Annotated in this window: 22 protein-coding genes; 5 read left to right on the forward strand and 17 right to left on the reverse strand. The window is 62.6% G+C overall.

Going from position 1 to position 25051, the window contains the following annotated elements:
* Positions 1–302 precede the first annotated feature (302 nt).
* Positions 303–2123, forward strand: coding sequence for a DNA mismatch repair endonuclease MutL (gene mutL / locus AB6803_RS20880; RefSeq protein ID WP_371110683.1), 1821 nt, complete (start codon positions 303–305; stop codon positions 2121–2123).
* 83 nt (positions 2124–2206) lie between these two features.
* Positions 2207–2437, forward strand: coding sequence for a DUF2093 domain-containing protein (locus AB6803_RS20885; protein ID WP_047463639.1), 231 nt, complete (start codon positions 2207–2209; stop codon positions 2435–2437).
* A gap of 4 nt (positions 2438–2441) precedes the next feature.
* Here the strand turns inward: AB6803_RS20885 and lpxK are convergent, their stop codons facing one another.
* The 6 genes from lpxK to AB6803_RS20915 all read right to left on the reverse strand — a co-directional run bounded on the left by lpxK (position 2442) and on the right by AB6803_RS20915 (position 8387).
* The gene (gene lpxK / locus AB6803_RS20890; protein ID WP_371110684.1) at positions 2442–3509 is read right to left on the reverse strand and encodes a tetraacyldisaccharide 4'-kinase; all 1068 of its coding nucleotides are present in this window, start codon (positions 3507–3509) and stop codon (positions 2442–2444) included.
* A gap of 95 nt (positions 3510–3604) precedes the next feature.
* A complete protein-coding gene (locus tag AB6803_RS20895; RefSeq protein WP_371110685.1) occupies positions 3605–4333 on the reverse strand; it encodes an HAD family hydrolase in 729 nt (242 codons plus the stop codon).
* A gap of 14 nt (positions 4334–4347) precedes the next feature.
* Positions 4348–5667, reverse strand: a complete 1320-nt coding sequence (waaA, locus tag AB6803_RS20900; RefSeq protein WP_371110686.1) for a lipid IV(A) 3-deoxy-D-manno-octulosonic acid transferase — start codon at positions 5665–5667, stop codon at positions 4348–4350.
* Positions 5668–5846: 179 nt separating this feature from the next.
* On the reverse strand, positions 5847–6086 hold the full coding sequence (locus AB6803_RS20905) for a DUF4170 domain-containing protein (protein ID WP_007699772.1): 240 nt from the start codon (positions 6084–6086) through the stop codon (positions 5847–5849).
* A gap of 70 nt (positions 6087–6156) precedes the next feature.
* Complete coding sequence (locus tag AB6803_RS20910; RefSeq protein WP_371110687.1) at positions 6157–6957, reverse strand: 3'(2'),5'-bisphosphate nucleotidase CysQ; 801 nt, start codon at positions 6955–6957, stop codon at positions 6157–6159.
* An 80-nt stretch (positions 6958–7037) separates the two neighbouring features.
* Complete coding sequence (locus AB6803_RS20915) at positions 7038–8387, reverse strand: TldD/PmbA family protein (protein WP_371110688.1); 1350 nt, start codon at positions 8385–8387, stop codon at positions 7038–7040.
* Positions 8388–8536: 149 nt separating this feature from the next.
* Here AB6803_RS20915 and AB6803_RS20920 point away from each other — a divergent pair, with 149 nt between their 5' ends.
* Together AB6803_RS20920 and AB6803_RS20925 are read left to right on the forward strand one after the other, a co-directional pair.
* On the forward strand, positions 8537–10357 hold the full coding sequence (locus AB6803_RS20920) for a monovalent cation:proton antiporter-2 (CPA2) family protein (protein ID WP_371110689.1): 1821 nt from the start codon (positions 8537–8539) through the stop codon (positions 10355–10357).
* A gap of 32 nt (positions 10358–10389) precedes the next feature.
* Positions 10390–10947 (forward strand): GrpB family protein, encoded by a 558-nt coding sequence (locus AB6803_RS20925; protein WP_371110690.1) that lies wholly within the window; start codon positions 10390–10392, stop codon positions 10945–10947.
* A 20-nt stretch (positions 10948–10967) separates the two neighbouring features.
* Here the strand turns inward: AB6803_RS20925 and AB6803_RS20930 are convergent, their stop codons facing one another.
* The 3 genes from AB6803_RS20930 to AB6803_RS20940 are packed head-to-tail and all read right to left on the reverse strand — an operon-like array spanning position 10968 to position 14498.
* The gene (locus tag AB6803_RS20930) at positions 10968–11834 is read right to left on the reverse strand and encodes a patatin-like phospholipase family protein (protein WP_371110691.1); all 867 of its coding nucleotides are present in this window, start codon (positions 11832–11834) and stop codon (positions 10968–10970) included.
* Between the two features lie 18 nt (positions 11835–11852).
* Positions 11853–12419 (reverse strand): 16S rRNA (guanine(966)-N(2))-methyltransferase RsmD, encoded by a 567-nt coding sequence (rsmD, locus tag AB6803_RS20935; protein WP_007699787.1) that lies wholly within the window; start codon positions 12417–12419, stop codon positions 11853–11855.
* Positions 12420–12425: 6 nt separating this feature from the next.
* Entirely contained in the window at positions 12426–14498 is a 2073-nt protein-coding gene (locus AB6803_RS20940) for a pseudouridine synthase (protein WP_371110692.1), read from the reverse strand.
* Between the two features lie 72 nt (positions 14499–14570).
* Between AB6803_RS20940 and AB6803_RS20945 the strand changes: the two genes are divergently transcribed.
* On the forward strand, positions 14571–15029 hold the full coding sequence (locus AB6803_RS20945) for a nucleoside deaminase (RefSeq protein WP_371110693.1): 459 nt from the start codon (positions 14571–14573) through the stop codon (positions 15027–15029).
* Between the two features lie 41 nt (positions 15030–15070).
* Here AB6803_RS20945 and AB6803_RS20950 read toward each other — a convergent pair whose 3' ends face one another.
* The 8 genes from AB6803_RS20950 to AB6803_RS20985 all read right to left on the reverse strand — a co-directional run bounded on the left by AB6803_RS20950 (position 15071) and on the right by AB6803_RS20985 (position 25024).
* Complete coding sequence (locus tag AB6803_RS20950; RefSeq protein WP_371110694.1) at positions 15071–15703, reverse strand: hypothetical protein; 633 nt, start codon at positions 15701–15703, stop codon at positions 15071–15073.
* Positions 15704–15836: 133 nt separating this feature from the next.
* Positions 15837–18719 carry an isoleucine--tRNA ligase gene (gene ileS / locus AB6803_RS20955; RefSeq protein ID WP_371110695.1) on the reverse strand — a complete coding sequence of 961 codons (2883 nt, stop codon included), beginning with the start codon at positions 18717–18719 and terminating at the stop codon, positions 15837–15839.
* A 298-nt stretch (positions 18720–19017) separates the two neighbouring features.
* On the reverse strand, positions 19018–20493 hold the full coding sequence (mctP, locus tag AB6803_RS20960) for a monocarboxylate uptake permease MctP (RefSeq protein WP_371110696.1): 1476 nt from the start codon (positions 20491–20493) through the stop codon (positions 19018–19020).
* On the reverse strand, positions 20483–20680 hold the full coding sequence (locus AB6803_RS20965; RefSeq protein ID WP_371110697.1) for a DUF3311 domain-containing protein: 198 nt from the start codon (positions 20678–20680) through the stop codon (positions 20483–20485). The genes mctP and AB6803_RS20965 overlap by 11 nt, the downstream gene beginning before the upstream one ends.
* A gap of 271 nt (positions 20681–20951) precedes the next feature.
* Positions 20952–21593: a response regulator gene (locus AB6803_RS20970; RefSeq protein ID WP_371110698.1), complete on the reverse strand. Its 642-nt coding sequence runs from the start codon at positions 21591–21593 to the stop codon at positions 20952–20954.
* Positions 21590–22966, reverse strand: coding sequence for a cache domain-containing protein (locus AB6803_RS20975; RefSeq protein ID WP_371110699.1), 1377 nt, complete (start codon positions 22964–22966; stop codon positions 21590–21592). The genes AB6803_RS20970 and AB6803_RS20975 overlap by 4 nt, the downstream gene beginning before the upstream one ends.
* A 210-nt stretch (positions 22967–23176) precedes the next feature.
* The gene (locus AB6803_RS20980; protein ID WP_007699815.1) at positions 23177–24160 is read right to left on the reverse strand and encodes a bifunctional riboflavin kinase/FAD synthetase; all 984 of its coding nucleotides are present in this window, start codon (positions 24158–24160) and stop codon (positions 23177–23179) included.
* Positions 24161–24175: 15 nt separating this feature from the next.
* Complete coding sequence (locus AB6803_RS20985) at positions 24176–25024, reverse strand: TIGR01459 family HAD-type hydrolase (RefSeq protein ID WP_371110700.1); 849 nt, start codon at positions 25022–25024, stop codon at positions 24176–24178.
* Positions 25025–25051 lie beyond the last annotated feature (27 nt).

Consider the following 25051-nt stretch of genomic DNA (forward strand, 5'->3'; position numbering starts at 1 on the left):
CTTGAGAGCCGCGATAGCTCTCGAGATCAATTGTGGAGACATCATGCTGGCATGGGTGCTTGAAACAGGCGGAAGCCGGCTCATGAAGAGATGACGGCCACCAACCTGCCGCCAAGAGCCGTATGCGCGCAAAAAGCGCGCCACCTGCAATCATTTCAAGTTTTCCAGAGGCAACCTGTCATCTTTCCCTTAATCATTGATTAAATTGATGAACAAAGCCCCTCGAGCTGAATCGGGTGGATGAGGCAGGGCGGAGAGCGTTTTCTCTTTCCAGTTCGTCGCGAATCCACGAAAATGCAAAGATGACCATCAAACAACTCTCGGAAACCCTGATCAACCAGATCGCCGCCGGCGAAGTCATCGAGCGACCGGCGAGCGCTGCCAAGGAACTGATCGAAAACGCTCTGGATGCCGGCGCGACACGCATTGAAATCGCGACGGCTGGTGGCGGCAAGGCGCTGCTGAGGGTCAGCGACAACGGCTCCGGCATGGAGCAGGCGGATCTTGAGCTTGCCATCAAGCGGCACTGCACCTCGAAGATTTCCGACACTCTGGACGATATCCGTACGCTCGGTTTCCGCGGCGAGGCCCTGCCTTCCATCGGCTCGGTGGCGCGGCTGTCGATCGCCAGCCGCAGGGTCGGCAGCGCCGGCGGCGCCGAGATCGCGGTGGCCGGCGGCAAGGTGCTGCATCTGCGCCCGGCCGCGGCCAATCCGGGCACGATCGTCGAGGTGCGCGACCTGTTCTTCGCGACCCCGGCACGGCTGAAATTCCTGAAGACCGAGAAGGCTGAGGCAGCGGCGATCACCGAAGTCGTCAAGCGCATGGCGATCGCCTTTCCGCAGGTACGCTTCGTGCTGTCCGGCAGCGACCGCTCGACGCTGGAATTCCCCGCGACCGGCGACGACCGTCTCGCCCGCATGGCGCAGGTGCTCGGCAAGGACTTCAAGGACAATGCGATCGAGCTCGACGCCGAACGTGAGGACGTGCGCTTGACCGGCTTTGCCGGCGTGCCGACCTTCAATCGCGGCAACTCTGCGCATCAATATGCCTTCGTCAATGGCCGGCCGGTGCAGGACAAGCTGATCCTGTCGGCGATCCGCGGCGCCTATGCCGAGACCATCCCGTCCGGGCGCTATCCCATTGCCGTTCTGTCCATCACGCTCGACCCTGCCCTCCTCGACGTCAACGTGCATCCGGCGAAATCCGATGTCCGCTTCCGCGATCCCGGCCTGGTGCGCGGCCTGATCGTCGGCGCCATTCGCGAGGCTTTGGCACGCGAGGGCGACCGTGCCGCCACGACGGGCGCCGACGGCATGCTGCGTGCCTTCACCTCCGGTTTCCAGCCGGGATGGCGGCCCTCAGCTCCAAACGCACCCTGGACGCCCGAGGCTTCGCCATCGCGGCCCTATCAGCCGGCGGCGACCAATGGATATGGTTTCAGGGAACGGCCGCAAGCCGCCTTCGACGGCCTGACCATGCCGACCGCCCGCGCCGAGAGCACGCCATCCGTCGAGCCTATGCATCCCGAGGAACCGGTCCGCTTTCCGCTCGGTGCTGCCCGTGCCCAGCTGCATGAGAACTACATCGTCGCGCAGACCGATGACGGCCTCGTCATCGTCGATCAGCACGCGGCGCATGAGCGGCTGGTGTTCGAGGAGATGCGCAAGGCGCTGCATTCCAAGCGCCTGTCTTCGCAGGTCCTGCTCATTCCCGAGATCGTCGATCTGCCGGAAGAGGATTGCGACCGGCTGATGGTGTTTGCCGATGAGCTCGGCGAGCTCGGCCTTGCCGTCGAGCGCTTCGGCCCCGGCGCGATCGCGGTGCGCGAGACGCCGGCCATGCTCGGCGAAGTGGATGCGCAAGGACTGATCCGGCAGCTGGCCGACGAGATCGCCGAGTGGGACACCGCCTCGGGTCTTGCCGCCAAGCTCGAATATGTCGCCGCCACCATGGCCTGCCACGGCTCGGTGCGTTCCGGCCGGCGGCTGCGGCCGGAGGAGATGAACGCGCTCCTGCGCCAGATGGAGGCGACGCCGGGCTCGGGCCAGTGCAATCACGGCCGGCCCACCTATATTGAGCTGAAACTCTCGGACATAGAACGGCTGTTCGGACGAAGCTGAGCGTCGATATCGTCAAAAGAGCTGGAAAAGTCCGGCCTGGCGCGTTATGGCAAACAAGTGGCTAATATTGAGGACGGCAGCAGATGAATCTTTTTGAGGGACATGGAAACCGCGAGGCGAAGGTTCGCTATCTCGACGGCGATTTCCAGATCCTGATGCCGGGCTCCTATGTCGTTTGCGCCATGACCGGCCGTCATATCGCGCTTGATGAGCTGCGCTATTGGAGCGTCGCCCGGCAGGAGCCCTATGCCGATGTCATGTCGTCGCTGGAGGCCGATAAACGCGCCGGCGTGCTTCCGAACCAGAAGCGGTAGGTCTCTACTTCTCCCCTCTGGGGAGAAGGGTTTTCCCAGTCCAACCTTGCCGCAGGCGACGTTCCCGTGCCGCGGCGATCGCCCGATCGATGATCAGCTCCGGTGCGTGCGGATCATCGAAGACCATGTCGATTTCGATGACGCGGCAGCGTGCCAGGAGTTCGTCGGCGCGACCGTGGTGGCCGATCAGGCGGACATAGTCCTTGGAGGTGGTGACGATCTCGAGACCATCCCGGGCTGCAATATCGAGAATATCGGCGATCTCATCCTCTTCCAGATGCTCGTGATCGCCGAAAGCGCGGCGCACCACGATACTGGCGCCCAGCGTCTCGACCGTGCGGAAGAATTTGGTGGGATCGGCGATGCCGGCGAAGGCGAGCACCTTGCGCCCGCGCAGATCCTCCTGCCCCAGTACTTTGATCGAGGCGGAGAAGAATGGCTTGCCGGCTCTTGCCGCCAGGCGCACGATCCGGTCGGCGGCGTTGCCGCCACCAACTTTCAGCAGCCCCGAAGTGTAGCCCAACTGCGTCCGCAGCGGCGCGCGCACCGGACCACCGGGAACGAGATGCCCGTTGCCGATACCGCGCGTGGCGTCGATGACGACCAAGGCATAATCGATGGCGAGCTGCGCACTCTGGAAACCATCATCCATGATGATCAGATCGGCGCCTTCGCGCACCAGCCGCTCCGCGCCATCGGCACGGCGGCGCGCGATCACCGTCAGCGCCTCGCGGGCAAGCAGCAGCGGCTCGTCGCCGACGGCGGTCGCGTGATGATCATGGGGATCGACTACGGTCGTCACATCGAGCGAGCCGCCATAGCCGCGGCTGAGGAAGCCGGGCTTCAGCCCCTTGGCCTTGGCGGCACGGGCAAGCGCGAGCGCCGTCGGCGTCTTGCCGGCGCCTCCGACCGTGAAATTACCGACACAGATAACCGGCACTGGGACGGAGGCGCGGCGGCCATGCACCATGCGATGGCCGGCCACGCGGCCGTACAGGAAGGAAAAGGGCGAAAGCCCCCAGGCCCGCCAATCCGGCTTCCGCCACCAGAACGGCGGTGCTTCCGATACCATGCTCTAATCCCGTCTCGCGCAGGCTGTTGCCCCATACGCTCTCAGCAAGGCGGCAAGAAAGGGCAGATCAGACGAAAAAGCAAGCCTCGCGGACATCAAGCGGGCTGGGCGGCCGGCAACAAGCTTTCCAGCTCGGTGATGTCATTCAGGCAATAATCCGAGGCGGCGGCAAGCGATTCACGCGAACCGGTGCCCGTCAGCACGCCAACCTTCAGGCCCACCCCGGCATTGTATCCCATATGCAGATCATGATTGTTATCGCCGACGACGGCGATCTGCGCGGGGGCAAGACCGGTCGCCTCAGCAAAACCGAGCACCATGCCCGGCTCCGGCTTGGTGCCGAAACCGCTATCGTAGCCGGCGATATAATCGACGTAATCCAGGAAGCCGAAGCGGCGGGCTGTCTGGCGGATCGAGCGCTCATTATCGCTGGAGGCGACGCCGAGCTTGTAGCCCCGCTCGTGCAGCCGACGGAAGAACGCGGCGAGATCGGTGACCGGCGCGGAGAAATCGGCAGCATGGGAAAAGAGCGCATCGAGCTTTTCCGTCAGCTCCGCCACGTCCACCTTGGACCCGGCTGCAACGAGACCCTCGGAAATCTGGCGGGTATTGCCGGCGGCAAGCAGGCTGTCGGGCACGATATGGCCGGTGACCGGATCCATGCCGCAGGCTGAAAGCAGATGATCGGCCAGTGCTGCGTCGCCTTGAGCCGCGATGCTGGCAAGCTCGCGATTGACCGGCAACCAGCTCGCATCATAATCGAGCAGCGTGCCGTCCTTGTCGAACAGAATGCCCGCTATCGCCTCCAGCTTCACCGCTCCCATGGAATGCTCCCCTCTTACCCCTGCGCCATTGTCTTCGGCATCAGCCGCGCCTTCACGGTCAGCGGATTGATGTAGGGCTCCAGCCCCTTGATGGTCGCGGCCAGCGCCCCGCGCATCTCATGCACCGCGATGAAGCCGGCATCGATCATGCCGCGCCGCGCCGCGTCGTTGGTCAAAAGATAGTGCACGCCCCGCGCCAGCATCTCGGTGTCGCGCACCATGCGAGCGCTGCCACGGCGGGCGAGCAATTGATAGGCGTCGCGGAAATTCTGGACATGGCCGCCCGTCAGGATGGCGCAGCCGAGCATGGCCGGCTCCAGCGGGTTCTGCCCGCCCTCATTCATGAGCGACTTGCCCATGAAGGCAACGTCGGTCAGGCGCAGATAGAGGCCCATCTCGCCGATCGTGTCGCCGAGGAAGACATCGACATCCGGCGATAGCACATCGTTGCGGGTGCGGCGGGCGACCTTCAGCCCTTGCTCGACCAGCATCGCCTCGATCGCATCGCAGCGCTCGGGATGGCGCGGCACGATGATGGTGAGCTGGCCGTCATGCTCCGTCAGCGTCTTGTGGACGACGGCGGCGGCATTCTCCTCGCCCTCGAAGGTCGAGACGGCGGCCCAGGTCTTGCGGCTGCCGATCTGCTTCATGTAGCGGGCAAGCGTCGACGCATCATAGGGCGGCGCGTCGGTATCCACCTTGAGATTGCCGGACTTGATGACCTGCAGTGCACCGAGATCGCGGAAGCGTTCGGCGTCGAGATCGGATTGGGCAACGACCAGCGCCAACTTTTCGAACAGCGCCTCGGAGAGCGAAGGATGTCCGCTCCAGCGAGCGAAGGAGCGATCCGACATGCGGGCATTGACCAGGATCTGCGGAATGCGCCGACGCTCGAGTTCCAGCACGGTTGCCGGCCAGATTTCGGATTCGGCGAAGATGGCGCAATCGGGCTGCCAGTATTCGAGGAAGCGGCTGACGGCCGGCTTCAGATCCAGCGGCACATATTGGTGGATGACCTCGTCTCCGAGACGCTCCTGCGTCACCTTGGCCGACGTCATCGTTCCCGTCGTCAAAATGACGTGAATGTCGCGGCGGCGGATTTCGCGGATCAAGGGAACAACAGCCGAGGTCTCGCCGACGCTTGCGGCATGGAACCAGACCAGCGGCCCCTGCGGGCGATTGGCGCTGGCATAGCCGGATCGTTCCAGCCGGCGAGAGCTGTCTTCCTTGCCCTTGGCGGCGCGGAACGCGAGATAAGGTCCGATCAGAGGATAGATCGCAATACCGCCAAAGCGGTAGGCACCCAAAGCGAGGCGCGCCCTGAGGCTGCTCATCTCGACTGCCTCCGATCCAAGCTGATCGTCATCGATGCCAAATCCCAATTGTTCAACGGCCGAAAGTTCGGCCGATTCTTGGTTCTGATTGCGTCAAAAATACCGTGTGATAACCGGCTTGAAAGCAACAATGCCCCTCCGGACGGCAATATCAAATATAAATGGAGCGAAACGCGGCTTTAGGATGCCTTGTCCGGATCAAGCAAACGATGCAGATGGACGATGAAATAACGCATGTGAGCGTTGTCGACGGTCTGCTGCGCCTTCGACTTCCAGGCCGTCAGCGCGGTCGCATAGTCGGGATACATGCCGACAATGTCGAGCTCGTTCAGATTGCGGAATTGTACTTCCTCGAGATTCTCCAATTCCCCGCCGAATACGAGGTGCAGGAGCTGTTTTTTGTCGCTGGTAACAGTCATTTTCGTCTCTTTCTGCTGTCGTCCCCCTCCGCACTTCCTCTGCGGGATTTTGACCCAAACGTCAACCGTCTCATCTGTGGGCAAGCTGGCGCAGGAGCTCCGGCAAGTGGATAGCCGCTGCGCCGCAGAGTTCGCCGTGGGTGACATCGGCGCGATTGTAATTGAGCGGCAGCCCTGAGAGGTCGACCAGAGCGCCGCCCGCCCGTTCCAGGATAAGATCGGCGGCGGCCAAATCCCAATCGTGGGAGTTGCGCTTGACGATCGTCCCTTCAAGCCGGCCGTCGGCGACCATGGCAAGGCGATAGGCAAGTGAGGGCACATGCTTCGCCCGCTCGATCGTCTTGCGAAAATCCGGGCTTACGCCGTGAAGCGCGTCTTCGGTGGTGGCCAGCCTATGGACAGCCTCCCCCGTCCGGTCAGAAACGGCGATCGGCTCGCCATTCTTCAGCGCCGGACCGTCCGTGGTTGCCACGAACAATTCGTTCAGTGCCGGTGCGTAGAGCACGCCCGCGGTCGGTCGTCCATTGGTGACCACGGCGACGCTGACGCACCACAGATCGAGCCCCGACAGGAAGCCGCGCGTGCCGTCGATCGGATCGACGACGAAAACGGTCTCATGCGACAGCCGTTCGGCATCGTCGTCGGTCTCTTCGGAAAGCCAGCCGTAGCCAGGCCGTGCCGGGCGCAGGATGGAAGCCAGTGTCTCATTGGCGGCAAAATCGGCGGCGCTGACGGGCGACCGCCCCTCGTTCTTCCACCAGACCTCGGGCGACTGTCGAAAGAAGCCAAGGGCGATTTCCCCAGCCTGACGCGCCGCCTCGACGATCAGGTCCAGGTCATCAAGAGCGTCACCCTTTCGGCTATCGTTCATTCCCAGATTCCAATCTCCGGCTGGCTATATGCTGACCATGATCCTGTCCGAAAACCGCTGCGCGCTTTTCGGGATCATCGTCAACGTCCGGCCAGCGTCATGCCCTCAATGGCGAGCGTCGGAGCGGCAACGCTGAAATCGCGGTCGATATCGTTGGCCTGCGTCACGCGCATGAACATGTCCTTGAGGTTGGAGGCGATCGTCACCTCCGAAACCGCGAAAGTCAATTCACCGTTCTCGATCCAGAAACCGGTGGCGCCGCGGCTGTACTCGCCGGTGAGCATGTTGACGCCCTGCCCGATCAGCTCGGTGACGTAGAAACCATTGCCGACATTGCGGATCAGCTCTTCCGGCGAGATATCGCCGGGTTCCAGCGCCAGATTGGTGGAAGACGGAGACACCGAGGTGCCGCCACGCGCGCCACGGCCGTTCGTCTTGAGACCACCGATCTCGCGCGCCGTCGAGGTCGACAGGAACCATTGCTTCAGCACGCCGTCCTCGATCATCACCAGCCGCTTGCCGGTAACACCTTCGCCATCGAAGGGACGCGACGCGGAGCCGCGCACGATCAGCGGATCGTCGGTGATCGACAGGCCGGCTTTCAGTACCTGCTGGCCCATCTTGTCGCGCAGGAAGCTGCTTTTGCGGGCGACGGATGCGCCGTTGATCGCGCCGGCGATATGGCCGACGAAACCACGCGCCACGCGCGGATCGAAAACGACGGTCACGTCCTTGCCGGTCGGTACCTGGCGGGGATTGATGCGCTTGATCACCCGCTCGCCGGCGCGGCGGCCGATATCCTCGGACGCATCCAGATCGGTGAAATAGAGGCGGCTGTCGAAATCATAATCCCGCTCCATGCCGGTGCCTTCACCGGCAATGACGCTGACAGAGCGGCTGAAGCGCGAGCCCATGTAGTGGCCGGCAAAACCATGCGAGGTGACAAGCACCATGCCGCCCATGCCGGCCGATGCGCCCGAACCGGACGAATTGCTGACGCCGGGAACGGCAAGCGCCGCTTCTTCCATCGCAAGCGCCGTCTCCCGCAATTGCACGGACGAAACCTCGGTCGGATCGAAGAGGTCGAGATCGGGGTAGCTTTTGGCGAGATCGGCTTCGTCGGCAAGGCACGCGAAGGGATCTTCCGGCGAGACCTTGGCCATGGTGACAGCGCGCTCGGCAAGCGCCTGCAGATCAAAGCCGGGATTGGCCGAAACGCTGGCGACACGATTGCCGACGAACACTCTCAGCGAAAAATCATCGCTTTCGGAGGATTCGGTACCCTCGACCTTGCCGAGACGAACGCTGACGGATTGCGAACGCGAGCGCACGACCACCGCATCGGCCGCATCCGCCCCGGCTTTCCGGGCGAGGTCGATCAACTGGCTGGCGCGGGAGAGCAGAGTGGCGGAATCGATTTCTGAGGACATGATTTGGCCTTTCCTTCGCGTTCCATTTATTGTGCACTACATAAAGCTACAAGGGCGGCCAAGCCGATTCTTGTCCGAATGTCGTCACGCATGGTTGTTTCTGACGATCATGTGCTGCAACACCGCCTGCCCACAGAGAGAAACAGACGATGTCCGCGCCCAATGCCCTCTTCACCGAAACCCTGATGCTGCTCGGAGGCGCCGTGGTCACGGCACCGATCTTCAAGAAATTGGGGCTCGGCACCGTGCTCGGCTATCTCGCTGCCGGCGTCGTCATCGGCCCGGTGCTGCACGGCATCGGCGACAGTGAGGCCGTGCTCGCGGTGGCAGAGCTCGGCGTCGTCTTCCTGCTGTTCATCATCGGCCTGGAATTGAAACCGTCGCGCCTATGGCAGATGCGGCGCGACATTTTCGGGCTCGGCACGGCGCAGGTGGTGATCAGCGGACTGGCGCTAACGCTCGCCGCCTATCTCGCCAATATCACCGGCTGGCGTGGCAGTATCATCGTCGGCTTCGGCCTGGCGCTGTCGTCTACCGCCTTCGCCATGCAGATCCTCGAGCAGGAGGGCGACGTCAACACGAAATACGGCCAGCGCTCCTTCTCCATGCTGCTGCTGCAGGATCTGGCGATCGTGCCGCTGCTTGCCCTCGTCACCGTGCTCGACGGACCGAAGGAAGCTACCAATCCGATACCGGACCTTGCCATTGCCGTTGGCGCGGTCGCGGCGATGATCATTGCCGGCCGTTACCTTCTGACGCCACTGTTCCAGATTATCGCCCGCACCGGCGCGCGTGAGGCGATGATCGCGGCCGCCCTTTTGGTCGTCATGGGTTCGGCGACCCTGATGCAGATCGCCGGCCTCTCCATGGCCATGGGCGCTTTCCTTTCCGGCGTGATGCTGGCCGAATCCTCCTATCGCCACGAGCTGGAGGCCGATATCGAGCCCTTCCGCGGCGTGTTGCTCGCTATCTTCTTCATCGCCGTCGGCCTGTCGCTGAAACTGGACGTGATTGCCGACAACTGGGTCCTGATCGTGCTCGCAGTTCCGGTGCTGATGGTCATCAAGGGCGTGGTCATCTACGTGCTCTGCCGCGTGACCGGCTCCTCGCACAACGACGCCATCCGCATCGCCTGTCTGCTGCCGCAAGGCGGTGAATTCGGCTTCGTGCTGTTCAGCACGGCCAGCGCCAGCGGCGGCCTTTTCTCCGCCAGCACGGCCTCGATGCTGATCGCAATCGTGACGCTCTCGATGGCGCTGACGCCGCTCGGCTCGGCGCTTTCAAAGCGCCTGCTGACCGGCGATACCCGTGAGGAATTGGACGAGGATTTCGAGGGCGCGGGCTCCGACGTGCTGATGATCGGCTTCTCGCGTTTCGGCCAGATCGCAGCGCAGATTCTGCTCGCCGGCGGCCGCGATGTCACCGTGATCGACTTTTCCGCCGACCGTATCCGCCAGGCCTCCAACTTCGGCTTCCGCATCTATTTCGGCGATGGCACCCGCAAGGATGTGCTGCGCTCGGCCGGCATCGACCACGCCAAGATCGTCGTCGTCAGCACGCATCACCGCGAGATCACCGACAAGATCGTCGAACTGGTGCAGACGGATTATCCGCACGCACGCCTCTTCGTCCGCTCCTATGACCGCATCCACTCGATCGAGCTGCGCAACAAGGGCGTCGATTATGAGCTGCGTGAGACGCTGGAATCCGGCCTGCTCTTCGGCCGCCGCACGCTGGAAGCGCTCGGCGTCAGTGAAGCCGAGGCCTTTGAGATCGGCGAGGATATCCGCAAGCGCGACGAACAGCGGCTGGTGCTGCAGGCAAGCGAAGGCCTGCAGGCAGGCCGCGACATGCTCTACTCACGGCCGGTCAAGCCGGAGCCGCTCGTCAAACCCAAGCGCGCCGCCGACGTCTTCAGCGACGATGACGATCTCTCTGCCTTGCCGGAGCAAGAGCCGGAACGGGCCTAGAGCCTGTTGGCAGGATAGTGGGGTAGTCACCGATGCGGATTGAAATTGAGCCGCCACGACAAAGCTGGGTCGACGATTTCGCAAAGCTTAAACTGGCAATCCTGCGGGCAGCCCCAGACGGCGCGTACATACATCACATCGGATCCACTGCCGTGCCGGGGCTCGTGGCGAAAAACATTATCGACATTCAGGTTACCGTCGATGATCTGGCACAGGTCGATAGCACCGCCTTCGAACGGGAGGGCTTCACGCATAGACCGGGACTGATCGACCATTGCCCACCTGAGCTTGAGTTGCCCGAAAATGAACTGAGAAAACTCTTCTATAAAAGCACCGGGCGTCCGGCGAACGTCCACGTTCGTGAAAAGGGACGCTTCAATCAGCGCTTCTCGCTTCTCTGCCGTGATTTCCTGCGCTCGCACCCGACGGCGGCTAGCGCCTATGCGCTTATCAAGCAGCGCCTCGCCGAACGATTTCCAACGGATGCCCATGCCTATTACGACATTAAGGATCCGGTGTTCGATATCATCATCGAGGGTGCCAACGAATGGGCAAAAGTGATCGGCTGGTCGGAGCCGCCAGGCGATTAGGGCCGGCTCGGGACCACGCCTTAATTCTTCGCTGTGATCACCCGGTCGAGGGCGAACTTCAACTCGTCCTTGACGCCTGCCGACATGGCTAGGATCTCGCGGGCCTTCAGGAAATCGAGCACGCCGGTGCGGCCGACGGAGGGCCGCAGGAAGATTTGTGGGGCAAGCAGCCGCAGCTTCAGCGCGATGTTGGACTGCATGGTCAGTTGGCCTGCGCCGAACAGGCTCTCGATGCGGTTCGGAATTTGGGTGCCATCGCCTTCCGGTCCACCGACGACGTCGATGCCGATGATGATATCGGCAAGCCCGGCCAGATGCTCATAGGGAACCGGGTTCATGATGCCGCCGTCGATCATCACGCGCTCGCCGACCTTGACCGGCATGAAAACGGCGGGAATGGCGGCGGAGGCGGCCAGCACCGGGAAAAGCTCGCCCTTTTCGGTCACGACCTCAGCCTGCCCGTAATAATCCGTCGTCACCACCTTCAGTGGGATATGCAGCTCTGAAAAATCCTCGGGAAAGGTCGGCGGCATGAAAGCGCGCAGGATGCGCTCGAGATTGAACTGGCCAATCCGGAAGCTTCGCATCGTTGGGGGTCTGAGGCTCCAGATCTTGTTGAGCACGGCGGGGCGGTTGCCGACGGAGGCGAGCGTGTAATCGCGGATTTCCGCGCCGCTCATACCGGCCGCCATCGCCGCGCCCATGATCGAACCGATGGAGGCACCGGCGATCGCAACCGGGCGAATGCCGAGTTCGTCCAGCGCCTCGATAATGTGGATATGGGCAAGACCACGCGCGCCGCCGCAGCCGAAGGCGACCGCGACGCTCGGCGTGCTTGATGTCGCGAGCGTATAGTCGCTCCCGACAAAATCAGCATAATCGCCCATGGTCGTCTCCCTCCGCCGCTAGGCTTGCCGGGGCTGATAACGGAAGAAATGCATCTTGCTGTCGCCGAAGGTCCGCTCTTCAAGGAAGAGGAAATCCGGGGCGACGGTTACCGCGACGTCGGCACGCTCTTCAAGGATCGCCAGCGCGCCGGGCACCAGCCACCGGCCGGCAGCAGCAGCAGCAAAGGCCTTCTCGCCCAGCCCCTTGCCATAGGGCGGATCGGCGAAAAGAAAATCGAAAGGCTCGAGATTGCCGACGCTGCCGAGATCGGTGGCGTCGCGCCGCATCATGCGCGTGCGGCCATGCAGGCCAAGCGCATCGATATTTTCCCAGAGCAGGCCACGGCCCTCGACGCTGCTTTCGACGAAGAGGACATGACGGCAGCCGCGCGAGGCGGCTTCCAGACCAACCGCGCCGGTGCCGGCAAAGATATCCATCATCCGGGTGCCATCGAGCGCCTCGGGGTAGGCATGGGTCAGAATATTGAACAGGCTCTCGCGCGTGCGGTCCGCCGTCGGACGAATATCGTTCGACTTCGGAACCGCAAGCGACCGACCGCGAAACTCACCGCCGACGATCCGCACCGCGCGTTAACCTCTTCCGCCCTTGGGGCCGCCCTTGCCGGGGCCGCCACGGCTCGGACCGCTCCGGCCAGCACCACCCGACGGACGTCCAGCGCCACCGGGCTTGCCCGAGAAGCCGCGTGCACCGCCGGGCTTTCCGGAAGGCTTGCCGCCAAAGGACTTTCCGCCGCCCGGCTTCTTGCCGAAAGGCTTGGCTCCCGGCCGGTCACCGGCGGGACGCTCGCCCTGCGGGCGGTCTCCACGGGGCGGACGATCACCGAATGGGCGATCGCCGCGTGGGCGCTCCGAGCGCTGCTCGCCATCGAAAGAGCGGGCGCGCGGACGCTCGTCACCCTCGGCACGCGGCCGACGGTCGCCGCGGGGCTTGTCACCGTACGGACGGTCACTGCGAGGCTTGTCGCCATAGGGGCGGTCACCGCGCGGCTTATCACCGAAAGGCCGATCGCCACGCGGCGGACGGTCTCCGAATGGACGTTCGCCGCGAGGACGCTCCGAGCGGGCTTCGCCCTGGAATGATTTCGAACGGGGGCGATCGCCACCTTCTGGCCGCGAGCCACGTTCACCACGCGGGCGATCGCTGAACGCTCTATCTCCACGGGGCTTGTCACCATAGGGACGATCACCACGGGGCTTGTCGCCGAAAGGCCGATCACCGCGCGGCGGACGGTCGCCTTGGGGGCGGTCGCCACGGGGACGGTCGGAGCGCTTGCGGTCGAAACCGTCGTCATCGCCACGTCCCGTGCGCGGTGCTTCCTCGCTCGAGCGGATCCATTCTCCATCCGCCTCGGCGACGCGGTTCACGCGAACGCGCGGGCCTTCGTCCGGACGGTCGAAGCCGCTGCGCTGCGGGCGCATGGGCTCTCCGCGCTTGGCGGCAGTTTTGGTATTCTTGGCGGCTTTCGCGGCAGCCTTCTCGCCGAGCGGACGAGCGCCGGGCGCCATCCACACATTGGCGTTGCGGCGGGCACCGAGCGGCGGACGCTTCGGACGATCGTCTTCCTTATGACCGCCATCGCGGCGTCCTTCGTCACGACGATCGTCGCGCTTGGTGTCGAGACGGCCCAAGGCGCGCTCGCGCTTGTCCTCGGGGCGCTCGCGGTCGCGCCTCGGGCGTTCCTCTTTCGCGGCACGCTCCGGTTTGGCCTCGGCTTCATCCTCGCCGGCAGGCGCCGAGGCGTTATAGAGCGGCGCATCGAAATTCGCCTTGGCGTCTTCGACCAGACGGGGGCCGAGCTGATCGCGCAGTGTGCGGCCGCGCACTTCCAGCACCCGTCCTTCCGGCAGATCGCCGAGCTGGAACGGGCCATAGGAAATGCGGATCAGGCGGTTGACCTCAAGGCCGAGCGCGCCGAGCACGTTCTTGATTTCGCGGTTCTTGCCTTCGCGCAGACCCATGGTGATCCAGACGTTGGAGCCCTGCGTGCGGTCGAGTGTCGCTTCGATCGAGCCATAGAGCACGCCGTCGACGGCGATGCCTTCCTTCAGCTTGTCGAGCGCTTCCTGATCGATCTCGCCATGGGCGCGCACGCGGTAGCGGCGCAGCCAGCCGGTGGTCGGCAGTTCCAGCACGCGGGCAAGGCCGCCGTCATTGGTGAGCAGCAGCAGGCCTTCGGTGTTGATGTCGAGACGGCCGATCGACATGACGCGCGGCAGTTCTTCCGGCAGATTGTCGAAAACGGTCGGGCGTCCCTCAGGATCGGCATTGGTGGTCACCAGGCCGGCCGGCTTGTGGTAGAGCCACAGGCGCGTGCGCTCGATGCCGCGGATCGGCATGCCATCCACTTCGATCTTGTCGGCGAGCGTCACGTTGACGACCGGGCTGTCCAGCAGCACGCCGTTCAGCCGCACACGGCCGTCCATGATCATGCGCTCGATATCGCGGCGGGACGCCACGCCGGCGCGCGCCATCACCTTGGAAATGCGCTCGGCCTTTCCATCGCCGCCTTCGGTCTCGGCGGACACCCTGGCGGGCGCGGCCTTCACCGGCTTGGCATCGTCGCGTTTCATCGCCGGCTTCGTCTTGGTGTCGCGGGTAAAGGGTTTTGGCCCAGGCCGCTTGGGCTTGTCATTCATTGTCATTTGTTGTTTGCCTGAATTTTTAAGGCGTGTTCCTATCAGGTCACGCCCCTGCGGTTAAGTGGAAAATCTAAAATGGCGAATACAAATCACTTCATGGAGCTGGCGCTCGCCGAAGCACGCAGTGCCGGCGCGCGTGGTGAAGTGCCGATCGGGGCTGTTCTCGTGCTCGACGACGCCGTCATCGCCAAGGCCGGCAACCGCACCCGCGAGCTCAACGACGTCACCGCCCATGCCGAAATCGCCGCGATCCGCATCGCCTGCGAGACGCTCGGCCAGGAGCGCCTGACGGGCGCCGATCTCTATGTGACGCTGGAACCATGCACCATGTGCGCGGCGGCGATCTCATTTGCCCGCATCCGCCGACTTTACTACGGCGCGGAAGATCCGAAGGGCGGCGGGGTGGATAATGGCGTGCGCTTTTATCGCCAGCCGACCTGCCATCACGCGCCGGAAGTCTATTCGGGCATTGCCGAACGGGATGCGGCTGAGATTCTCAGGGAATTCTTTCAACTGAAACGGCAGGAAGACTAAAAAAGCGGCGGTTCAGGCCGCCGCTTCATGCACGAGAAGATTTATTGGAACGGCTTCCACCAACTGCTGTTGTTGCTCTGCTGCGCTGCCTCGGCGTCCTTCTTGCGCTGCTTTTCCTTCTTGCTCTCCGGCGTGCCGAGATCGTTCAACGCAGTCGGATCGGAGACCTGGCGATATTGCTGCGGTGGGTCGATCAGATAACGGCGCTGGTCGTAAGTGCCGGCCTGATCCTGACGCGCGGCGCGGTAGGCTGCCGTCTGCTCCGCTTCCGTCTTGCGATTGCGGCTGCTGTCAGCCTGGGCGAGCGGCGAACGGTAGTTGACGTTGCTCTTGTTTTCGTCGGCCTCTTCGGCCAGGCGCTTGCGCGCATCTTCCGGCGATTCCAGCCAGGCCGGGTTATCCTTGCTCGCCAGCGTCTGCTGCGGCGCGGTCAGGTCTTCCCTCTGGTTTTCAGCAGGGAGAACCAGGCCGGGGCGGTTCGGATATTTCACCTGCTTGTCCTTCGGCGTGGCGGCCGAAACGGAGGCGATATCGCCGAGGTCGTCGAGAAGCTGCACGCCGGCGGTCTTGTCCGTGCCGTAACGCGGGCTGCTCAAGCAGCCGGACATCAGACCGCAGCCAACCACGAGTGCCGCCAAGCTGACGCCAACACGAACCCTATGCATCGCTCTCATGAAAACCCTTCCCAGCCATGCCGGTACATCTATAGCAGACCCCAATTCATGCCAACTGCCGCAAAAATCGGGCCATTTTCAGGCAGCTTTTACCGGATGAACGCCTCGAAGGCAATTCACCCGGCAATTTTCTTCAGTTGACGGCCGCCAGCTCGCGCAGGGCCGCAGCGTCACGCGCCGAGACGTCCGGATAGTCCGGATCGGAGCCGACATCGGTGGTGATGCGCCAGGAACGGGCGCATTTACGACCCTCGGCCAGAGCCGGCACGACGCTCACCTTGGCGGCGTCATCGAGACGGAAGGCATCGGTCGGACCTTCGCCAGAATTGACAGTGATGCCGGAGGTGATGCAGATCTCTGCCAGATCCTGCCCTTCCAGCGCCTTCAGGAGCTCCGGATCGGCGACATAGACAACGGGCGCGGCTTCCAGCGAGGAGCCGATGCGCTTGTCCTTGCGCTCGATTTCCAAAGCGCCGGTGACGACGCTGCGCACGGCGCGGATCTTCTTCCACTTCTCGGCCAGCGCCTCGTTCTTCCATTCGGTGGGAACGGCCGGGAACTGTTCGAGATGCACCGAGACCGCCGACGGGTTGCGCGACAGCCAGGCTTCTTCCGTCGTGAACGGCAGCATCGGTGCCAGCCAGGTCACCATGCAATCGAAGATCGTGCGGATGACGGCAAGCGCCGCGCGGCGGCGCAGGCTCGATGGGGCATCGCAATAAAGCGCATCCTTGCGGACATCGAAATAGAAGGCCGAAAGCTCGACATTCGAGAAATCGATGAGCGCGCGGGCGATGCGCTTGAAGTCGAAGGCGTCGTAGCTTTCGCGCACGAGTTCGTTCAGCTCGGCGAGACGGTGCAGCATCAGCTGCTCCAGCTCCGGCATATCGGCGTAGGCGATCACTTCGCCCTTGTCGTGCGCCAGCGTGCCGAGCATCCAACGGATGGTGTTGCGCAGCTTGCGATAGGCGTCGACGTTGGTCTGGATGATGGCCTTGCCGAGACGCTGGTCTTCCCAGTAGTCGGTGGTCATGACCCAGAGGCGCAAGATATCCGCGCCGCTATCCTTCATCACATCCTGCGGCGCTACGACGTTGCCGAGCGACTTCGACTGCTTACGGCCCTGTTCGTCCATGGTGAAGCCATGGGTGACGACCGTATCATAGGGCGCACGGCCACGTGTCGCAGCGCTTTCGAGCAGCGACGAATGGAACCAGCCGCGATGCTGGTCGGAGCCTTCGAGATAGACGTCCGCCGGCCATTTCAGGTCCGGGCGGTCTTCCAGCGTGAAGGTGTGGGTCGAGCCCGAGTCGAACCAGACGTCGAGGATATCCATAACCTGCGTCCACGGCTCGTTGGCCTTTTCACCGAGGAAGCGCTCGCGCGCACCTTCGGCAAACCACGCATCGGCGCCTTCCGCGTCGAAAGCTTCGAGGATGCGGGCGTTGACGGCATCGTCCTGCAGGATCTCGCCATCATCGTCGACGAAGATCGCGATCGGAACGCCCCAGGCGCGCTGACGCGAGAGCACCCAATCCGGGCGCTGCTCGATCATGGCGCGCAGGCGATTCTGGCCGGAGGCGGGCACGAAGCGGGTATCGTCGATCGCCTTGAGTGCACGCGACCGCAGCGTCGTGCCGTCGGCAAGGTCCTTGTCCATATAGACGAACCATTGCGGCGTGTTGCGGAAGATGACCGGCTTCTTCGAGCGCCAGGAATGCGGATAGGAATGTTTCAGACGTCCGCGGGCAAAGAGCGTATTCGTCTCGATCAGCGCCTTGATGACGAGATCGTTGGCGTTACCCTTCTTGCCGTTGTCGTCCATGACGCGGCCACCCTCGAAGCCCGGGGCATCGGCGGTGTAGAAGCCGCCATCATCGACGGTGAAGGGGATACGCGAAGAGATGCCGCGCGCTTCAAGAGAGCGAGCCTGCGCCATCCAGGCGTCAAAGTCTTCGCGGCCGTGGCCGGGTGCCGTGTGCACAAAGCCGGTGCCGGCATCGTCGGTAACATGGTCGCCGTTGAGCATCGGTACCTTGAAGCCGTAGCCAAGCGAGGCCAGCGGATGGGCGCAGGTGATCGCGCCGAGATCGTCGGCGGTTACATCGTGCAAACGCTTGTACTGCAGCTTTGCCTTGGCGAAGGCTTCCTCGGCGAGCTTGTCGGCGAGGATCAGCTTTTCGCCCGGACGCGGGCCGAAATCATTGGCGGCTTCCGTCACCTCGTAAAGGCCGTAGGAAACGCGCGACGAATAGGCGATCGCCCGGTTGCCGGGGATCGTCCAGGGGGTCGTGGTCCAGATGACGACAAAGGTACCGGCAAGTGCCGCCGGACCTTCGACGACAGGGAACTTCACCCAGATCGTATCGCTCTCAACATCGGCATATTCGACTTCGGCTTCCGCCAGCGCGGTGCGCTCGACCACCGACCACATGATCGGCTTGGAGCCACGATACAGCTGACCGGTCTTGGCGATCTTCAGCAGCTCGCCGGCGATGCGGGATTCGGCGTGGAAGTTCATCGTCAGATAGGGATTGTCGAAATCGCCGACGATGCCGAGACGCTTGAACTCATCGGACTGGATCTTGATCCAGCCGGCGGCGAAGTCACGGCATTCCTGGCGGAATTCGTTGACCGGAACCTCGTCCTTGTTCTTGCCCTTCTCGCGGTATTTTTCCTCGATCTTCCACTCGATCGGCAGGCCGTGGCAATCCCAGCCCGGAACGTAGTTGCTGTCATAGCCGCGCATCTGGAACGAGCGGGTGATGACGTCCTTGAGGATCTTGTTCAGTGCGTGGCCGATGTGGATGTTGCCGTTGGCATAGGGCGGTCCGTCATGCAGCACGAATTTCTCGCGGCCGGCGGCTGACGCGCGCAGCGCCTTGTAGAGGTCCATCTCCTGCCAGCGCTTGACCAGCTCCGGCTCCTTCTGCGGCAGGCCGGCGCGCATCGGGAAATCGGTCTCGGGCAGATAGAGGGTCTTCGAATAGTCGAATTTTTCAACGGTATCGGTCATGGTTCAGACAATTGCCTCGGCGTCTCGGGCATATCGCGCCAAGAAGGCGCAGCCATAGGGGGATTTTTTCGGCGGCGGTAGCGCCTCGGGAACGGGCGCCAAGAACCCGGACCTTCCGGCAGCTTAAAGCGCGCGGAAGGCCGGGCCAATAATTCGTATCGATAGGCTCAGCCGAAATTGGGTCATAATGGGCGGTTCATAAGCGCTTTTTGAGCGGAAAGGAAGAGGAATCCACCGCGACAAGGCACAGAAAAGCCGCGGGCGTTTCCGCCCGCGGCCGATTGAGGAGCTGGTCCGATCAGGCGCGTACTGTCGCCCGCGCCGGCATGACCGCGTTGAGGATCACCGACACGACGATATTGGCGGCCAGCGCCAGCAGTCCCGTGTAGACGGTGAAGCTCGTCTCTCCGAGGGAGACCATGTGCAGTGGCTTCCAGCCGGCATCCCAGACGAGATAGGTGCCGCCGAAGAAGCCGACGACCCAGCCGGCAAGCAGAGCGGGCGCGCGGAACCACTTGGTATAGAGGCCGAAGACCAGCGCCGGCAGCGTCTGCAGGATCCAGATGCCACCCAGCAATTGCAGATCGAGCGCGAACTGCGTCGGCAGGAAGATGATGACGAGAAGCGCGCCGACCTTGACGACGAGCGAGGTCATTTTGGCGACCTTTGCCTCGCCGGCATCGGAGACCTGCGGATTGACGTAAGCCTTCCAGAAGTTGCGGGTGAAGAGGTTGGCGGCACCAATACTCATCACGGCAGCCGGCACCAGCGCGCCGATCGCGATGGCGGCGAAGGCAAAACCGGCAAACCAGCTTGAGAACAGCGACTGGAACAGCGCCGGCACGACATCGTTGGGGCTATCCAACTTCAGGTTCGCTGCGTGGCCCATGTAGCCGAGCAGGGCCAGCAAGCCGAGCAGCAGCGTATAGGCCGGCAGCAGCACCGCATTCTTGCGGATGGTGTTGCCGCTGTTGGAGGCGAAAATGCCGGTCAGCGTGTGCGGATACATGAAGGCCGCAAGCGCCGAGCCGAGCGCCAGCGTCGCATAGGCGACATACTGGTTACCACCGAGCACCAAGCTGCCGGCCCCCTTGGCCTGGAAAGCCGCATCGGCGGAGGCGAAGACATTGGCATAGCCGCCGAGCTTGGCCGGGATGAGCGCGATAGCGGCGATCACCACGATATAGATCATGATGTCCTTGACGAAGGCGATCAGCGCCGGGGCGCGAAGGCCGGCCGAATAGGTGTAGAGCGCCAGGATGATGAAGGCGACGGCGAGCGGGAATTCGCCATGAAGTCCCAGCGCCTTGAACACTGCCGTCATGCCGACGAGCTGCAAGGCGATATAGGGCATGGTGGCGATGACGCCGGTCGCGGCAACCGCCAGCTCGAGCGCCCGCGAACCATATTGGCCATGCACGACATCGCCCGCCGTGACGTAGCCATGATCCTTCGCGCGCCTCCAAAGAAGCGGCATCACCATGAAGACGAAGGGATAGACGACGATCGTATAGGGCAGCGCGAAGAAGCCGTAGGCACCGACGGTGTAGACCAGGGCCGGAACGGCAATGACGGTATAGGCGGTGTAAAAATCGCCACCGACGAGGAACCATGTGATCCAGGTGCCGAAGCTGCGGCCGCCAAGGCCCCATTCGTCGATATGAGCAAGGGTCTTCGGCCTGCGCCAGCGCGCGGCAACGAAGCCCATGACGGTTACCAGCACCATGAAGAAGATGAAGACGGCAAGTGCCGTCGGGTCGATACTAGTCATCATGGCGCATGCTCCGGTAAGCGATCCAGGTCAGGACAGCGGTGATCGGCACCCAGGTAAGCTGGTACCAATAGAAGAAGGGGAAACCGAAGAGAACCGGATCATGACTGTTATAGAAGGGGACCCAGAGCAGGCCGATATAGGGAATGACGAGCAGCCAGCAGGCCGCCGTCCCAAAGCGTTTATCCATTTCCGATACCTCCCAAGCGGTGCGTAGGCGCCGCCTCGTTGCAGTTGTCAGAGTGGAAGGCGGTGCGTGAGTCTGTGACCGCAGTATGGAATACCAGCGGGCCGAAGCCAATGCGCTTTTGGCTATGCGGAAACGGACTGACGGATGTAAATTCCTCCCAGCGGCCGCCATCGGCCAGCCGCTGCTGAAGTCCTAGGGCGAGCCTGCGGCTTGAACAAGATAGCTGCACACGCGAAGTACCGAGGCCTACCCATAAGTGGGTAGAGGGGCGCTAGACCGTTCTCGTCGCGATCCCGTGGTCAAGGGCGTAGCGGATCAGCCCGGCTGTCGTTGCGATGCCGAGCTTCCTCTTCAAATTCTTGCGATGCGTTTCGGCCGTCGCAGGCGTAATCCCGAGTTCCTCGGCAATCTCGCGATTGCTCCGGCCTGTGACGATCAAACCCAGAATGTGCCGCTCGCGTGGCGTCAGAGGGTCGGCTTCCATTCGATCCTCGTCCGCCATCAATATGTCGCGCACGCCTGACGAAAAATAAGTTCCGCCGCTCGCCACAGTCTCAATCGCGCAGACGACTTCGTCCGTCGACACATCCTTGAGAATATATCCAACGGCACCGTGCATGATCGATGACGAGATATATTCGCGGCTATCGTGCATGGACAGCATCACGATCCGCGTATCCGGAAGCTCTCGACGAAAGAGTTCGATCGCATCGATACCACTGAGCTTCGGCATGTTGATGTCCATCAAAGTCACTTGCGGGCGCCTCTGTCGCGCTATCTCCAAGCCGACCTGCGCAAGACTTGCCGTACCAATCACCTCGATGTGATCAAAAGTCTCGAGCACAGCTTTCAGTCCATCGAGCACCACGGGGTGATTGTCGATCAGGAGAACGCTGATCCTGTCTCTTGTCATGCGGCATCCACCCTTGTGCCCGGCGCAGCATTGGCCGATTTTGGCAACATCGCCGTCAGTGTCGTGCCATCAGCCGTGCTTTGAACGAGAAGGAGACCATGGAAATGCGCCATCCGTTCCTGCATGTTCCTCAGCCCAAGCCCTCCCTTGCCTTCTCCCGCGCCCTCAAAGCCCATGCCATTGTCTGAAACCCTCAAGCGTGCACGCCCCCGCTCACTCCAAAGTTTGATCGCGAGAAGCGTCGCGCCGGAATGACGTTCGACATTGTTCAAAGCCTCCTGCGCGACACGGTAGAGCGCGGTACTGGCTTCTGGCTTTAACATGCTGGCGAAGCCCACGGATTCGATCTCCGTTGCAATCCCGGTCCGCTCAGCGAAATTGTTCGCGAGTGCGGTCAGAGCCGCCGTTAAGCCGAGATCATCGAGCACGCGGGGGCGAAGATCATGCGAGAGCCGCCTGATGTCCTTGATAGCGCTATTGAGCGCATCCACACCCTTCTCGATCGTCGTGGCAGCATCGTCAACCTGGTTCCTGACCTTGCGGCTGGCAAGATCCATGACGTAGCGCACTCCGAGGAGATTCTGCGATACGCCGTCGTGCAATTCGCGGGCAAGACGTGCGCGCTCCTCCTCCTGCGTATCGATGACACGCTGCGTCAGCTCCTTGAGCCGACTATCCGCCATCCGCCGCTCGCGGAACGTCAGCAGCATGCAGGTCGTGAAAACGACCAGAACGGCAGGAACCGCAATCAGTAGGACGACGATGAAGGTTCTTTTTATGTTTGCCCGCATGCCGGCATTGGCCGCCGCAGTCTGGGTGAAAATATCGTCCAGATAGACGCCGGTTCCGACAACCCAGTGCCATTTATCAAGGCTGACCACAAATGACAGTTTATCGGCAATATGGCCGCTGGAAGGCTTCTCCCATTTGTACTGGTGCAGGCCACCGCCGCCTTTTGCCGTCTTGATGAGTTCGGCGATGACCCTGTCACCATCAGGATCGGTCAAATCGAGCCAATTGCGCCCGTTGCGAAACCCCTCGCGCGGATGCACGACATTGTTTCCGTCATAGTCGTAGACGAAGAAATATCCGTCCGCACCGTAGTCAAGCGAAGTCAGGATCGCCGCAACCTTGTCCTTCGCGGCCTGGTCGTCCGGCTTTGCGTCCCGATAGATCACCTGGATGGCCGACACAGCGAGATTTGTAAGGTTGACGATTTCCGTCTCTTTCGCCTTCAGCATGTTCTGTTCGAACGTCTCGATATTGCTCCTGGTGAGATTGGCCGATTGCCAGGTAATGAAGGCGGTAATAGCCAGGATCGAAAAAACGAGAGGTACGAGCGCAAGCGCGATGATCTGGTGGCGCAGTGTCAACGATTGTCCCTCCCAAGAACCGGCCACGAACCATGACCCTTGTCGGACATGAATTCAACAGCTTGTCAGCGGCGCTGCATGCACGCCCGAAATCGAGCGTAGAGCCAAGCTGCATAGGCAATGACACAGGGCGGAAAACGATGACGTTTGGCGCGAGGCAAAAAGCGGCGGCAGCGCGGAAACTCTACCCACCCAACCCCTTGCGCAACATCAGGAAAAGGCGATGGCCCGGTCGATGTCTCCGAGTGGCCGGACGCCGGCGAGCAGCGCCCTCGCCTCTTCTTCGTCCTTCCTGATCTGCGCCACCAACGGATCGAGGCCGTCGAACTTCAGTTCGGGGCGGAGATAGCCGAAGAAGGAGACGGAACAGATCTGGCCGTAAAGATCGCCACTGAAGTCGAAGACGAAGGTTTCGAGCAGCGGTGCGCCATTGTCGGTGACGGTCGGACGCCGGCCATAGCTGGCAACGGCATCGCGGATGATCCCATCGGCGGCGCGGAAGCGCACGGCGTAAATGCCGGGTTTCAATTCCACTTCCGGCGGCAGCCGCATGTTTGCAGTCGGGAAGCCGAGCGTACGGCCTAGCTGTTCGCCGCCGATCACTTCGGCTTCGACCGTATAGCGATAGCCGAGCAGGCCGGCGGCCTCGGCCACCTCCCCTTCGGTGAGCAACGTCCGGATGCGGCTCGACGAGACCACGTCGGCATTTTCATCACGGAAGGCGTCGATCAGCGTCACGCCGAAACCATGCTTGCTGCCGGCATTCATCAGGAAGGCCGGGCCACCCTGACGATCATGGCCGAAATGGAAATCGAAGCCGGTGACGACTTCGGACGCATGCAGCCAGTCGATCAGAATCGAATGGACGAACTCGTCGGCGGAGCGCTGCGAAAAGGCCCGGTCGAAAGGATATTCGATGACGGCGTTGAAGCCCATTGCTTCGAGCAGGCGCGCCTTCAATGGCGCGGGTGTCACGCGGAAGACCGGATGATCGGGTTTGAAGACGGTGCGGGGATGCGGCTCGAAGGTCAGAACCAGCGCCGGCACGCCGCGCTCCCGGGCGATCTCCAGCGCGCGATCGAGCACGGATTGATGGCCGCGATGCACGCCGTCGAAATTGCCGATGGCGATGACGCCGCCCTTCAGAGTGTCGGGCAGCGGCTCGCGGGTTTCGTTGCGATGGAAAACGGTCATCGGCTACCACTCTCCTCAGACAAGGCGGGGCATCCACCACCTGGGCGACGCCTGTTCGCGTGCCAGGAAGGCGCCAAGCGCTGCCTCGTCGGTGTGACCGTCGACGACATATTCGCGGGCATGAATGCCATGGCTGATATACAGAAGATCGAGACCGTAATCGAGCGCGCCGCGTACATCCGTCGGCATGCCGTCACCGATGGCGACAACGCGCGATAGCGGGAATTCGCCTCGAACCTCGCGGGCGGCGGCGATCGAGGCGTCGTAGATCGGCTGATGCGGCTTGCCGGCAATTCGCGTCTCGCCGCCGAGCCGGTCGTAATAGGCGGCCATGGCGCCTGCGCAGGGGATCATGCGGTGACCGCGCTCGACCACCAGATCGGGATTGGCGCAGATCAACGGCACCTTGCGGGCCACCCAGGCCGTCAGCATCTCGGTGTAATCGTCGGGCGTCTCGGTCTCGTCATCGAAGAAGCCGGTGCAGACGATGCTCTCGGCCTCCTCCGCCTCGACGCGCACCACGTCCAGCCCCTCGAGAATGCCAGTGTCGCGCTCAGGCCCGAGCAGGAAGACCTTCCTCGGTCCCTCGGCGATCAGGCGGCGGGTGACGTCGCCAGAGGTGACGATGCGGTCATAGGCGCTGTCGGGAATGCCGATCTGGCGCAATTGCTCGACCACTCTCGGCGCGACACGGGGGGAATTGGTGATGAGGACGACCGTCAGGCCCTCATCGCGTGCGGCTTGCAGAGCAGCCGGCGCGTCCGGATAGGCGGAGACGCCATTGTGCAGCACACCCCAGACATCGCAGAGCGCGACATCATAATGTCCGCCGATCTCGCGAAAGCTTTCGATACGCTTGCCCATGCAATCCTCGCACTCAAAGAAATCACG

It is taken from the genome of Rhizobium sp. RCC_161_2, from assembly GCF_041355235.1.
Classification (GTDB): Bacteria; Pseudomonadota; Alphaproteobacteria; order Rhizobiales; family Rhizobiaceae; genus Rhizobium.

Coding starts and splice junctions, on each gene's coding strand:
- AB6803_RS20980 (WP_007699815.1), bottom strand. CDS start 24,160: ATGACCGTTTTCCATCGCAACGAAACCCGCGAGCCGCTGCCCGACACT.
- AB6803_RS20910 (WP_371110687.1), bottom strand. CDS start 6,957: ATGAACGATAGCCGAAAGGGTGACGCTCTTGATGACCTGGACCTGATC.
- mctP (WP_371110696.1), bottom strand. CDS start 20,493: ATGATGACTAGTATCGACCCGACGGCACTTGCCGTCTTCATCTTCTTC.
- AB6803_RS20945 (WP_371110693.1), top strand. CDS start 14,571: ATGGCGAATACAAATCACTTCATGGAGCTGGCGCTCGCCGAAGCACGC.
- AB6803_RS20985 (WP_371110700.1), bottom strand. CDS start 25,024: ATGGGCAAGCGTATCGAAAGCTTTCGCGAGATCGGCGGACATTATGAT.
- mutL (WP_371110683.1), top strand. CDS start 303: ATGACCATCAAACAACTCTCGGAAACCCTGATCAACCAGATCGCCGCC.
- AB6803_RS20950 (WP_371110694.1), bottom strand. CDS start 15,703: ATGAGAGCGATGCATAGGGTTCGTGTTGGCGTCAGCTTGGCGGCACTC.
- AB6803_RS20940 (WP_371110692.1), bottom strand. CDS start 14,498: ATGACAATGAATGACAAGCCCAAGCGGCCTGGGCCAAAACCCTTTACC.
- AB6803_RS20915 (WP_371110688.1), bottom strand. CDS start 8,387: ATGTCCTCAGAAATCGATTCCGCCACTCTGCTCTCCCGCGCCAGCCAG.
- AB6803_RS20970 (WP_371110698.1), bottom strand. CDS start 21,593: ATGACAAGAGACAGGATCAGCGTTCTCCTGATCGACAATCACCCCGTG.
- ileS (WP_371110695.1), bottom strand. CDS start 18,719: ATGACCGATACCGTTGAAAAATTCGACTATTCGAAGACCCTCTATCTG.
- AB6803_RS20925 (WP_371110690.1), top strand. CDS start 10,390: ATGCGGATTGAAATTGAGCCGCCACGACAAAGCTGGGTCGACGATTTC.
- AB6803_RS20920 (WP_371110689.1), top strand. CDS start 8,537: ATGTCCGCGCCCAATGCCCTCTTCACCGAAACCCTGATGCTGCTCGGA.
- AB6803_RS20885 (WP_047463639.1), top strand. CDS start 2,207: ATGAATCTTTTTGAGGGACATGGAAACCGCGAGGCGAAGGTTCGCTAT.
- AB6803_RS20895 (WP_371110685.1), bottom strand. CDS start 4,333: ATGGGAGCGGTGAAGCTGGAGGCGATAGCGGGCATTCTGTTCGACAAG.
- AB6803_RS20905 (WP_007699772.1), bottom strand. CDS start 6,086: ATGACTGTTACCAGCGACAAAAAACAGCTCCTGCACCTCGTATTCGGC.
- lpxK (WP_371110684.1), bottom strand. CDS start 3,509: ATGGTATCGGAAGCACCGCCGTTCTGGTGGCGGAAGCCGGATTGGCGG.
- AB6803_RS20930 (WP_371110691.1), bottom strand. CDS start 11,834: ATGGGCGATTATGCTGATTTTGTCGGGAGCGACTATACGCTCGCGACA.
- AB6803_RS20965 (WP_371110697.1), bottom strand. CDS start 20,680: ATGGATAAACGCTTTGGGACGGCGGCCTGCTGGCTGCTCGTCATTCCC.
- waaA (WP_371110686.1), bottom strand. CDS start 5,667: ATGAGCAGCCTCAGGGCGCGCCTCGCTTTGGGTGCCTACCGCTTTGGC.